The sequence below is a fragment of the Amycolatopsis thailandensis genome, assembly GCF_042723255.1.
In the GTDB taxonomy this organism is placed as follows: domain Bacteria; phylum Actinomycetota; class Actinomycetes; order Mycobacteriales; family Pseudonocardiaceae; genus Amycolatopsis; species Amycolatopsis thailandensis.
In genome coordinates, this window is record NZ_JBHXJK010000211.1 from 1 (window position 1) to 10,206 (window position 10,206).

Sequence of the window (10,206 nt, forward strand, 5' to 3'; positions counted from 1 at the left end):
CTCGCGAGTTCCGTCTCCAAGCACGCGAGTCACGGCTCTGATCACGCGAGTTCCGCCCTCAAGCACGCGAGTTTCGGGGCTGATCACGTGAGTGTGGCGTGGCGGGGGCGGGGTCAGCTCTTCAGCTGCGGGAAGTCCTCCTCGCGGAACTCCCCCGCCGGCCGCTCGGCGGCGTCGTTTTCGCGTCCGCGGAGTTCGACGCGGCGGATCTTGCCAGAGATCGTCTTCGGCAGTTCCGTGAACTCCAGCCGCCGGATCCGTTTGTACGGGGCCAAATGTTCCCGGGCGAAGGCCAGGATGGACACCGCGGTGTCGGCCGTGGGCTCGTGCCCGTTCGTGAGGACGACGTACGCCTTCGGCACCGCGAGCCGGATCGGGTCGGGGGCCGGGACCACGGCCGCTTCGGCGACGGCCTCGTGTTCCAGCAGGACACTTTCCAGTTCGAACGGCGAGATCCGGTAGTCCGACGCCTTGAAGACGTCGTCCGTGCGGCCCACGTAGGTGATGTAGCCGCGTTCGTCGATCGAACCGACGTCGCCGGTGTGGTAGAAGCCGTTCGCGAAGGCGGCGGCGGATCGCTCGTCGTCGTCCGCGTAGCCGGTCATCAGCCCGACAGGTCGCTTGTCGAGGTCGAGGCAGATCTCGCCCTCCTGCGCGCGCTCGCCGGTGACGGGGTCCACCAGCGCGACGGTGAAGCCGGGAAGCGGGCGGCCCATCGAGCCCGGGACGACGTCCTGTCCGGGGGTGTTGGCGATCTGGACGCTGCTCTCGGTCTGCCCGAAACCGTCGCGAATCGTGACACCCCAAGCCTTTTCGACCTGGTCGATCACTTCGGGGTTGAGTGGTTCACCCGCGCCGACCACCTTGGACGGCGGCGTCTTCAGCACGGTCAGGTCCGCCTGGATGAGCATCCGCCACACCGTCGGCGGGGCGCAGAAGCTGGTGATGCCGCAGCGTTCCATCTGCGCCATCAGGGAAACCGCGTCGAAGCGCGCGTAGTTGTAGAGGAATACCGTCGCTTCGGCGTTCCACGGCGCGAAAACGTTGCTCCACGCGTGTTTGGCCCAGCCCGGCGACGAGATGTTCAGGTGGACGTCGCCCGGTTCGAGGCCGATCCAGTACATTGTGGACAGATGCCCGACCGGGTACGAGACCTGCGTGTGCTGCACCAGTTTCGGCTTCGCGGTCGTGCCCGACGTGAAGTACAGCAGGAGCGGGTCGTCCGCCGCCGTGGGGCCGTCGGGCGTGAAGTCTTCCGCTTCCTCGTAGGCGTCCACGAAGGACTGCCAGCCTTCGACCGGTTCGCCGACTGTGATCCGGGTGTAGTCACCGTCGACGTTCTCGAACTTGTGCGCGTCGACCGAGCGGATCACGACGTGTTTCGCGGCGCCCCGCTCGACCCGGTCGGCGAGGTCCGCCGGGCCGAGCAGGGTCGAGGCCGGGATGATGACCGCGCCCAGTTTGATCGCGGCGAGGATGGTCTGCCACAGCTCACCCTGGTTGCCCAGCATCAGGATCAGCCGGTCGCCCCGGGAGACGCCGAGCGAGCGCAGCCAGTTCGCGACCTGGTTGGACCGGCGCGCCATCTCCGGATAGGTCCAGCGGTTCTCGATGCCGTCCTCTTCGACGATCCAGAGCGCGTACCGCTCCTGATTGGCCGGATCCGCGGCGATGACGTCGAACCAGTCCAGCGCCCAGTTGAACTCGTCCGGCCGTGGCCAGGTGAAATCGCGATAGGCGGTCTCGTAGTCCTCGCGATGGGCCTGCAGATAGTCCCGCGCCTCGCGGAACGTGCGGTATGCCTCCGAAGCGCTCACGATCGTCCTCCTGGTCCTGGGTGGCCGCCGGTTCTTTCTACTCTCCCTTGAACTCGGGCGCGCGCCGCTCGAGGAACGCCTGCACGGCCTCACCGAGGTCCTTGCTGGGCAGGAAGGCCGCGTTCCAGGCCGAGACGTAGCGCAGGCCCTCGGCGACCTGGCGTTCGGTGTTGGCCGACAGAACGTTCTTGGTGCCGTGGACGACCAGCGGCGGGTTGGTGGCGATCTCGCCCGCCATCTTGCGCGCCTCGGCGAGCACGGTGTCCTGGTCCGCGTAGACGTCGTTGACCAGGCCGATCTTCTCCGCGCGGGCGGCGTCGATGTCCTTGCCGGTGTAGGCCAGCTCCCGCAGATGCCCTTCGCCGATGATCGGCGCGAGCCGCTGGAGGCTGCCGAGGTCGGCCACGATCGCGACCTTGACCTCGCGCACGCTGAACTTCGCGTCCGCGCTCGCCAGGCGGATGTCCGCGGCCGCGATCACGTCGACGCCGCCACCGATGCACCAGCCGGAAATAGCCGCGATGACCGGTTTGCGGCATTCGGCGATCGAGGACACGCTCGCCTGGAGGGTCTTGACCTCGTCGAGGAACTTCGTCCGCGGGCCCGCGAGCGCGTCGCCGCCGAGCATTTCGCCCCAGCTGGGCATCATCGCGGGCAGATCGAGCCCGTAGGAGAAGTGCTTGCCGCTCCCGGTCAGCACGACCGCCCTCACCTGCGGGTCCGCGTCGAGCGCGCGGAAGACGATCGGCAGCTCACGCCAGAAATCGGGGCCCATCGCGTTGCCCTTGGAAGGGCCGAGCAGGGTCACTTCGGCGACGTGCCCGTCGATCTCCACCTTGAGCGAAACGAGATCGGGAAGACTGTCAGCTGTAGCGGTCATGAGGTCATCTTGACTCATGTGATTGACAGGCTGCCAACGGCCACTGTGCCACGGTGGTCACAAGATGCTTTCCTGGTACCAGCGAGTACTACCGGTGAGTACCGACGATCGACGAAGGACGGTGGGACATGAGCCCGGCCAGCAGCGCCACCGCGGTCGCCGACCTGCCCGCACTCATCCCCGGGCGGCGGCGAGAACGTTCCTCACGCCCGATCGAGCTCTCGGGGTCTTTCACCCATGAGGGTCATCGGCTCGCCTACACCGAGTTCGGCTCCGGCGACCGGGTCGTCGTGCTCACCCACGGCATCATGCTGACCAGGCGGATGCACGCGCCGCTCGCCCGCAGGCTGGCGCGGGCCGGCTTCCGGGCGGTGACCCTCGACCTGCTCGGGCACGGCGACTCGGACCGGCCCACCGACTCGTGGCTGTACTCGATGCCCGCGTTCGCGGAGCAGACCGTCGCGCTGCTCGACCACCTGGAGATCGACGCCGCCGTCATCGGCGGGACGTCGCTGGGCGCCAACGTCGCGCTCGAAGTGGCGGTCAGCGCGCCGGAACGCGCGCTCGGCCTGATCGTCGAGATGCCGGTGCTGGACAACGCGATAGTCGCCGGGCTGATCACCTTCGCGCCGCTGCTGATGGCCGCCCGGTTCCTGCCGGTGACCGTGCAAGGGGTGGCGCTGGCTGCGAAGCTCGTCCCGCACGGCAACCAGTGGGTCGACGTCGTCACCGACACGCTGTCCCAGGAGCCCGCGCCGATGGCCGCGCTCCTGCACGGCGTGCTCTTCGGCCGGATCGCGCCGCCGAAGTCGATCCGGCGGAAGATCGAGACCCCGGCCCTGGTCATCGGGCACGAGGGCGACCCGATCCATCCCTTCGGCGACGCGGACACGCTGGCCGCGGACATGCCGGGGGCCGAGTTCGTCCAGGCCCGCAGCCCGGTCGAGCTGCGCTTCGACCCGACCCGCCTGACCGACGCCATCGCCGGTTTCTCGGCCCGGTGCCATGACCGCTGATCCGGCACCGACCCGGGACACGGGCGCCGAGGAGCTGCGGACCGGGCGTCTGCTCCTGCGCCGTCCCGGGCCCGGAGACCTCGACGCGATCTTCGCCCTCCACACCGATCCGGAGGCCTGCGCGCACAACCCCTCGGACCTGCTGGAAACGCGCAAGGACGCGGAACTGCTGCTGCTCCGCTGGTCGCACCAGTGGAACCGGTACGGCTTCGGGTACTGGACGGTCCGGCGGCACGACTCGGCGGAGGCGCTGGGCTTCTGCGGGGTGAAGATCGTCGGCTTCCGGCGAGGGCCGGTCCTGAACCTCTTCTACCGGTTCTTCCCGTCCGCCTGGGGTTCCGGGTACGCGAGCGAGGCCGCCGGCGCGGCGGTGGACTGGGCGCGCGCCCACCGGCCGGACGACCTCGTGATCGCCCGGGTCCGGCCGGGGAACGTCGCCTCGCAGCGGGTGGCGCTGCGGGCGGGCCTGGCCAGGGCCGAGCACCTCGACACCCCCGGCGACGACGGGACCGACTGGCTCTACGTCTCCGAAGGCTGAGCCAGCCCCGCCACCGGCCCGAAGACGATCACCGCGGGCGGCCGGACGCCCGCCGCGGCGGCGTCCTCGACCACACTGTCCAAAGTAGAGCGAAGAACCCGCTGGGTGCGCATCGTGCCGTCCTCGACGATCGCCACCGGCGTGTCCCCGGGCCGCCCTTCCAGCAATGCCTTGGTGAACAGCGGAAGCCGCTCGACGCCCATCATCAGGACGATCGTGCCGCGCATCTTCGCCAGCAGCCGCCAGTCCACCAGTGACTTCTCGTCGTCCGGCGCGACGTGACCGGACACCACCACGACCTCGTGGGCGACGCCGCGATGGGTCACCGGGACGTCCGCGGCGGCGGGGACGGAGAACGCGCTCGTGATGCCGGGGACCATCGTCACCGGGATGCCCGCTTCCGCGCAGGCGAGGACTTCTTCGAAGCCGCGGCCGAAGAGGTACGGGTCGCCGCCCTTGAGCCGGACGACGAACTTGCCCGCCTTGGCCCTGTCGATCAGCGTCGAGTTGATCACGTCCTGGCTGGCGGCGCGGCCGTACGGGATCTTCGCGGCGTCGACGATCTCGACCTCGGGCGAGAGTTCGTCGAGCAGCTCGCGCGGGGCGAGCCTGTCGGCGACGACGACGTCGGCCCTGGCGAGAAGACGGCGGCCGCGCACGGTGATCAGTTCCGGGTCGCCGGGACCACCGCCGACCAGAGCGACGCCGGGGAGGTCGTCACGCGCGTCCGGCACGCGGCCGTCCGCGACGGTGCCGGCGCGAAGGCCGTCGAGGATGCTGTCCCGGACGGAGGCCGACCGCAGCGGCTCGCCCCCGGAGAGGACGCCGACCAGCAGTCCGCCGTGCCTGCCCGACGCCGGGGTGACCGCGCTGCCGAGGTCCCCGTCGTCGGCTCGGACGCAGAACACTCGCGCGCTTTCGGCCTCCGCGCAGACGGCGGCGTTGACCTCGGGATCGTTCGTGCAGGCCAACGCGTACCAGGCGTCGGCGAGGTCACCCTCGGTGTAGTGGCGCTCGTGCCAGACGATCTCCCCGGCGTCGGCCATGGCGCTCACCGACGGCGTGGTGTGCGGCGAGACCAGTTCGACCCGCGCGCCGGCGCCGATCAGCCGGGGCAGGCGGCGCTGGGCGACCGTCCCGCCGCCGATCATCACGACACGACGGCCTGCCAGGTCGAGGCCGGAGAGGTAGTGCGGGTCATCCATGCGGGGCAGTGTAAGGATTCAGAGGCCCGGACCGCGATCCGAGTGAGAACCGCCTCAGCATCCATCGGTGAACCCGCGACCGCGATCGACGTCGGCAGGGCACACGTCGGCATCTAGGTCGCGTTGGACGGACGAGGTGCACTGCCACCGCGATAGCGGAGCCTTCGGGGAGGCGGGTTCAGGCGCGGGGCCATTTGGCTATCCGATGTCCCGAGCTCCGCCGACCACTTCAGCCTTCGAGCAGAGCCAGCAGTTCGGTGTTGCCGAACATCTTGGCCGCGTCGATCGCCGACGGCTCCCCCGCCGCCGCGTCCGCGCCGCCCTTGAGGAGCGCCTTCACGACCTCGGGTTCGTTCTTGAAGACAGCGCCCGCGAGGGGGCTCTGACCACGGTCGTTCTCGCGGTTCGGGTCGGCGCCGCGTTCGAGCAGGGCCGCGACCGTGTCCGCGTGCCCGTGGTAGGCCGCGAGCATGACCAGGGTGTCGCCCCGGTCGTTGGTCAGATTCGCCGAAATGCCGGCGTCGACGTACGCGATGATCTCCGCCGTCGCTCCCGAGCGGGCGAAACCGAACACCTTCGCCCACAGCTCCAGCAGTTCGGGATCGATTTCCTCGGCCTGTCCGGGGTTCTCCGTCATACGGCCGATTCTTCCACAGGAACCGGGGTCCGGGCGGCGTGTCGCACCGCCCGGACCGGCGGTGTCAGCGGCCCGCGTTGGGGTAGGGCAGCAAAGCCATCTCGCGGGCGTTCTTGATCGCGGTGGCGACCTGTTTCTGCTGCTGGGGTGTCAGCCCGGTGACCCGGCGGGCGCGGATCTTGCCGCGGTCGGAGATGAATTTCCGCAGCAGATCGGCGTCCTTCCAGTCGACCTCGGTGATCTTGTTGGCGTGCAACAAGTTCGTCTTACGCTTGGCGGGGCGGTCCCGGTTCGGCTTGGCCATCGCGCTCACCAGCTCGACTTCGTGACGCCGGGCAGTTCGCCGTTGTGCGCCATCTGCCGCATCCGGACCCGCGAGAGCCCGAATTTCCGCAGGTAGCCGCGCGGGCGGCCGTCGGCGGTGTCGCGGTTGCGGATCCGGGTCGCGCTGGCGTCGCGCGGCATCGCCTGCAGCGCCGACACCGCGGCCGCCTTCTCCCCGGGGGACGCGGACGGCGACGCGATGGTGGCCTTCAGCTCACGGCGCTTCTCCACGTAACGAGCGGCGACCACCTTGCGCCGCTCGTTCTTGGCGATCTTGGACTTCTTGGCCATCAGCGCTCCTCCTTGAACTCGACGTGCTTGCGTGCGACCGGGTCGTACTTGCGCAGCACCATGCGGTCCGGGTCGTTCCGGCGGTTCTTCTTCGTGACGTAGGTGTAGCCGGTGCCGGCCGTCGAGCGGAGCTTGATGATCGGCCGGATGTCGGTGCTCTTGGCCATCAGAGCTTCACCCCTTTCGCGCGGAGCTCGGACACGACGGCCTCGATCCCCCGCTTGTCGATGGTCTTCATGCCCTTCACCGAAACCCGCAGCCGGACCCAGCGCCCTTCGCTCGGCACGAAGTACCGCTTGGCCTGCAGGTTCGGCTCCCAGCGCCGGGACGTGCGCCGATGCGAATGCGACACCTGCTTCCCGTAGCCCGGTTTGCGGCCGGTGACCTGGCACACGGCGGACATACACCCTCCCGAGTTGATATCGGTTGTCGTTTTCATTTACTCTACACAGCCGAACCCGAACGCCCTCGACGCCCCGGAGCTTCAGTGACCGACAACCCCCGCGTGCCCCTCGTCCTGATCAGTGGCCTCGCACCGGGACCGAACGCCGACCTCGCCGAGCGGCTGCGCCTGGCCGGACCCGGCACCGCCGTCGTGCACCACGACCTGAGGCAGATCCACTCCGGCGTGGTCAGGCGGCGGATCCGGCTCGGCGACCGCGACCAGCTGACCGTCCTCGAACTCGCGCACGGCTGCGTCTCCTGCACGCTGCGCGAAGACCTCCTTCCGTTGCTGCGCAAGCTTTCGCGGATGCCGCAGGTGCGGCGGATCGTGGTTCGGCTCGACGAGGCCATGGAGCCCGAGCCGGTCAGCTGGGCGCTGCACAACGTCCTCGTCGGCGAGCGACCGGTGATCGAGGACGTCGATCTCCAGGCCGTGCTGGCCGTCGTCGACTGTGCGACCTGGCTCGCCGACAGCACCGGCGACGACACCCTGGCCGAACGGGACATTCGGGCCAGCCCCGAGGACGAGCGCACGGTCGCCCAGGTCGCTCTGTCCCAGGTCGAGTTCGCCGACCTGCTCGTCCTCGCCGGCTCGGCAACGGACGCCTGGTCCGCGGCGAAGGCGTCGGCGGTGCTCGACAGGGTCGCGCCCTCGCTTCCCCGCGTCGAGCTGTCCGCGGTGGACGGGAAGACCGTGCTCGACGCCGTCCCGGCCGACGCCCGGCGTGGCGAGGTCACCGACATGCACGGACCGCTGCTGCGCGGAGAACCGCCGTTGCACACCGACTGCGGCATCGGGCTGCTCACCTTCACCTCGCAGCGCCCGTTCCACCCGGAGCGTCTCCACGACGCCATCGACGTCCTGCTCGACGGCGTCGTCCGCACCCGGGGACGGCTGTGGGTGGCGAGCCAGCCGGACATGGCGCTGTGGATCGAATCCGCGGGCGGCGGCCTCGGCGTCGGGCACGCGGGGGCGTGGCTCGCCGCCCCCGGCGGGCCGGACTGGGCCGACGTCTCCCCCGAGCGCCGCACGCTCGCTTCCCTGCGCTGGGACCCGACGTTCGGCGATCGCGCGCAGGAACTGGTCGTCGTCACCGATCAGGCCACGCCCGACGAGATCGAAGCCGCCCTCAATGGGGCGCTGCTGACCGAAGACGAACTCGCCGCCGGTGAACAGGAATGGCTCCGCTACCCGGATCCGTTCGGCGAATGGCACGAAGAACCGTGCGAGGACACGGAAACCGACCCCGAGAAGCACGACGTGAACGCGTCGAACCGAAAGGACGAAACGCAGTGAAACCCGGAATCCACCCCGACTACCACCCCGTGGTGTTCAAGGACCTCTCCACCGGGGACGCCTTCCTGACGCGGTCCACCGCGACGTCGGAGCAGACCATCGAATGGAGCGACGGCAACACCTATCCGGTGGTGAACGTCGAGATCAGCTCGTGGTCGCACCCGTTCTGGACCGGTAACCAGCGGATCATGGACAGCGCCGGCCAGGTCGAGAAGTTCCACCGCCGCTACGGCCGCCGGGGAGGCTCGAAGTAATGGCCGTCCCGAAGCGGAAGATGTCGCGCAGCAACACCCGGTCCCGGCGGTCGCAGTGGAAGGCGGCCGTGCCGGATCTGGTGCCGATCAAGGTGAACGGCGAGACGAAACTCGTGCCGCGCAAGCTGATGAAGCACTTCCATCAGGGTGGAGAGTGACGACGCCGGTCACGGTGCTGTCCGGGTTCCTCGGCGCGGGCAAGACGACCGTGCTCAACCACATCCTCGGCAACCGCGACGGGCTGCGGGTGGCGGTGATCGTGAACGACATGAGCGAGGTCAACATCGACGCCGCGCTGGTGCGGGACGGGAACAGCCTGTCCCGCACCGAGGAACGGCTCGTCGAGATGACCAACGGCTGCATCTGCTGCACCCTGCGCGACGACTTGCTGGAAGAGGTGTCGCGGCTCTGCGCGGACGACCGGTTCGACTACCTGCTCATCGAGTCGAGCGGGATCTCAGAGCCGATGCCCGTGGCGGCGACGTTCTCTTTCCTGGACTCCGCGCGGCTCGACACGATGGTGACCGTGGTCGACGCGGTGAACTTCGAGCGGGAACTGGCGTCCGGGGACGCCCTGACCGAACGCGGGCTGGACCAGTACGAGGACGATTCCCGCACCGTGAGCGACCTGCTGATGGACCAGATCGAGTTCGCGGACGTCCTGTTGCTGAACAAGGCGGACCTCGTCGCGGCCGCCTCGCTGGCGCGGCTGACCGCGGTGCTGCGGCGGCTCAACCCGGCCGCCGAGGTCGTCGTCTCCACGCACGGCCGGGTCCCGCTCGACAAGCTGCTCGGCACCGGGCGCTACGACGTCGAACGGGCGCGGGAAGCGCCCGGCTGGGTGGCCGAACTCAACGGCGACCACGTCCCGGAGACCGAGGAGTACGGGATCTCCAGCGTGGTCTTCCGCGCTGCTTCGGGGTTCGATCCGGAACGGCTGTGGGATTTTCTCGGCAGGCTCGATTCCGGGGAGTTCGGGACCGTCCTGCGGTCGAAGGGGTTCTTCTCGCTGACGTCGCGGCCCGGGGTGACCGGGCTGTGGTCGCAGGCCGGGTCGGTCGCGCGGTTCGAGCCGCAGGGTGTCGAGGACGCGCCGCGGCAGGAACTGGTGTTCATCGGGGTGGGGCTGGAGAAGGACGCGCTGCTGGACTCGCTCCGGGCTTGCCTGGCGACCGGTTCGGCCGGCGCGGATCCGTTTCCGGCTTGGGAAGCGGTACACGCTCACTGACAGGTTCGGCTCCCGGGTACATGAAGGCCCTCTTCCTTGCGTCTAGCGCCAGGGTCTCGGCAAAGTCGCGTAAGCGGGTGTCGTTAATGGTGTCGGGATCGCGCCGGTCCGGCGGCCCGGGGCGTTCAGTGGCTCAGTGCGCCGGGTCGCGAAAGCCGCTTTCAGGACGTCCAGTGGCCCGAAAGAAGCTTCTATGTCAAGTCTGTTTTGAGTGCTTGGTAGATGGTGTTGGTGAGGTGTCGTTTGAGTGCTCGGAGTGCGGCTTTGGTGGTGGC

At 69.2% G+C, this 10,206-nt stretch carries 14 protein-coding genes; 6 read left to right on the top strand and 8 right to left on the bottom strand.

Features of this window, described 5'->3' with window-relative positions; genetic code table 11:
- Positions 1-113: 113 nt before the first annotated feature.
- A complete protein-coding gene (locus ACFWMR_RS40805; RefSeq protein ID WP_378382262.1) occupies positions 114-1,817 on the bottom strand; it encodes an AMP-binding protein in 1,704 nt (567 codons plus the stop codon).
- A 37-nt stretch (positions 1,818-1,854) separates the two neighbouring features.
- Complete coding sequence (locus ACFWMR_RS40810) at positions 1,855-2,697, bottom strand: crotonase/enoyl-CoA hydratase family protein (RefSeq protein ID WP_093938763.1); 843 nt, start codon at positions 2,695-2,697, stop codon at positions 1,855-1,857.
- A 128-nt stretch (positions 2,698-2,825) separates the two neighbouring features.
- On the opposite strand from ACFWMR_RS40810, the gene ACFWMR_RS40815 reads away from it, so the two are divergent.
- Both ACFWMR_RS40815 and ACFWMR_RS40820 read left to right on the top strand, forming a co-directional pair.
- Positions 2,826-3,713, top strand: a complete 888-nt coding sequence (locus ACFWMR_RS40815) for an alpha/beta fold hydrolase (RefSeq protein ID WP_378382263.1) — start codon at positions 2,826-2,828, stop codon at positions 3,711-3,713.
- On the top strand, positions 3,703-4,251 hold the full coding sequence (locus ACFWMR_RS40820) for a GNAT family N-acetyltransferase (protein ID WP_378276655.1): 549 nt from the start codon (positions 3,703-3,705) through the stop codon (positions 4,249-4,251). The genes ACFWMR_RS40815 and ACFWMR_RS40820 overlap by 11 nt, the downstream gene beginning before the upstream one ends.
- Here the strand turns inward: ACFWMR_RS40820 and cobA are convergent.
- From cobA to rpmB, 6 genes are all read right to left on the bottom strand, one after another.
- Positions 4,233-5,456: a uroporphyrinogen-III C-methyltransferase gene (cobA, locus tag ACFWMR_RS40825; protein WP_378382264.1), complete on the bottom strand. Its 1,224-nt coding sequence runs from the start codon at positions 5,454-5,456 to the stop codon at positions 4,233-4,235. The two genes, ACFWMR_RS40820 and cobA, sit on opposite strands and share 19 nt — an antisense overlap.
- A gap of 229 nt (positions 5,457-5,685) precedes the next feature.
- Positions 5,686-6,093 carry an ankyrin repeat domain-containing protein gene (locus ACFWMR_RS40830; protein WP_093938766.1) on the bottom strand — a complete coding sequence of 136 codons (408 nt, stop codon included), beginning with the start codon at positions 6,091-6,093 and terminating at the stop codon, positions 5,686-5,688.
- Positions 6,094-6,157: 64 nt separating this feature from the next.
- Positions 6,158-6,406: a 30S ribosomal protein S18 gene (rpsR, locus tag ACFWMR_RS40835; RefSeq protein ID WP_191251392.1), complete on the bottom strand. Its 249-nt coding sequence runs from the start codon at positions 6,404-6,406 to the stop codon at positions 6,158-6,160.
- Positions 6,403-6,708: a 30S ribosomal protein S14 gene (gene rpsN, locus ACFWMR_RS40840; protein WP_378382265.1), complete on the bottom strand. Its 306-nt coding sequence runs from the start codon at positions 6,706-6,708 to the stop codon at positions 6,403-6,405. The genes rpsR and rpsN overlap by 4 nt, the downstream gene beginning before the upstream one ends.
- Positions 6,708-6,875 carry a 50S ribosomal protein L33 gene (gene rpmG, locus ACFWMR_RS40845; protein WP_005149953.1) on the bottom strand — a complete coding sequence of 56 codons (168 nt, stop codon included), beginning with the start codon at positions 6,873-6,875 and terminating at the stop codon, positions 6,708-6,710. Before rpmG ends, rpsN begins: the two co-directional genes overlap by 1 nt.
- On the bottom strand, positions 6,875-7,111 hold the full coding sequence (rpmB, locus tag ACFWMR_RS40850; protein ID WP_378382266.1) for a 50S ribosomal protein L28: 237 nt from the start codon (positions 7,109-7,111) through the stop codon (positions 6,875-6,877). The genes rpmG and rpmB overlap by 1 nt, the downstream gene beginning before the upstream one ends.
- 84 nt (positions 7,112-7,195) lie before the next feature.
- Here rpmB and mrf point away from each other — a divergent pair, with 84 nt between their 5' ends.
- Genes mrf through ACFWMR_RS40870 form a run of 4 tightly spaced genes read left to right on the top strand, consistent with a single transcriptional unit; the run spans position 7,196 to position 9,931 of the window.
- On the top strand, positions 7,196-8,449 hold the full coding sequence (gene mrf / locus ACFWMR_RS40855) for a ribosome hibernation factor-recruiting GTPase MRF (protein WP_378382267.1): 1,254 nt from the start codon (positions 7,196-7,198) through the stop codon (positions 8,447-8,449).
- A complete protein-coding gene (locus tag ACFWMR_RS40860; protein ID WP_020635049.1) occupies positions 8,446-8,703 on the top strand; it encodes a type B 50S ribosomal protein L31 in 258 nt (85 codons plus the stop codon). The genes mrf and ACFWMR_RS40860 overlap by 4 nt, the downstream gene beginning before the upstream one ends.
- Positions 8,703-8,861 carry a 50S ribosomal protein L32 gene (rpmF, locus tag ACFWMR_RS40865; protein WP_005149940.1) on the top strand — a complete coding sequence of 53 codons (159 nt, stop codon included), beginning with the start codon at positions 8,703-8,705 and terminating at the stop codon, positions 8,859-8,861. The genes ACFWMR_RS40860 and rpmF overlap by 1 nt, the downstream gene beginning before the upstream one ends.
- Positions 8,858-9,931 carry a GTP-binding protein gene (locus ACFWMR_RS40870; protein WP_378382268.1) on the top strand — a complete coding sequence of 358 codons (1,074 nt, stop codon included), beginning with the start codon at positions 8,858-8,860 and terminating at the stop codon, positions 9,929-9,931. Before rpmF ends, ACFWMR_RS40870 begins: the two co-directional genes overlap by 4 nt.
- Positions 9,932-10,206 lie beyond the last annotated feature (275 nt).

Bases quoted from the DNA above. Each gene is read 5' to 3' on its own strand.
- rpmF (WP_005149940.1), top strand. From the start codon at position 8,703: ATGGCCGTCCCGAAGCGGAAGATGTCGCGCAGCAACACCCGGTCCCGG.
- cobA (WP_378382264.1), bottom strand. From the start codon at position 5,456: ATGGATGACCCGCACTACCTCTCCGGCCTCGACCTGGCAGGCCGTCGT.
- ACFWMR_RS40810 (WP_093938763.1), bottom strand. From the start codon at position 2,697: ATGACCGCTACAGCTGACAGTCTTCCCGATCTCGTTTCGCTCAAGGTG.
- ACFWMR_RS40815 (WP_378382263.1), top strand. From the start codon at position 2,826: ATGAGCCCGGCCAGCAGCGCCACCGCGGTCGCCGACCTGCCCGCACTC.
- rpmB (WP_378382266.1), bottom strand. From the start codon at position 7,111: ATGTCCGCCGTGTGCCAGGTCACCGGCCGCAAACCGGGCTACGGGAAG.
- ACFWMR_RS40820 (WP_378276655.1), top strand. From the start codon at position 3,703: ATGACCGCTGATCCGGCACCGACCCGGGACACGGGCGCCGAGGAGCTG.
- rpmG (WP_005149953.1), bottom strand. From the start codon at position 6,875: ATGGCCAAGAGCACCGACATCCGGCCGATCATCAAGCTCCGCTCGACG.
- ACFWMR_RS40830 (WP_093938766.1), bottom strand. From the start codon at position 6,093: ATGACGGAGAACCCCGGACAGGCCGAGGAAATCGATCCCGAACTGCTG.
- rpsN (WP_378382265.1), bottom strand. From the start codon at position 6,708: ATGGCCAAGAAGTCCAAGATCGCCAAGAACGAGCGGCGCAAGGTGGTC.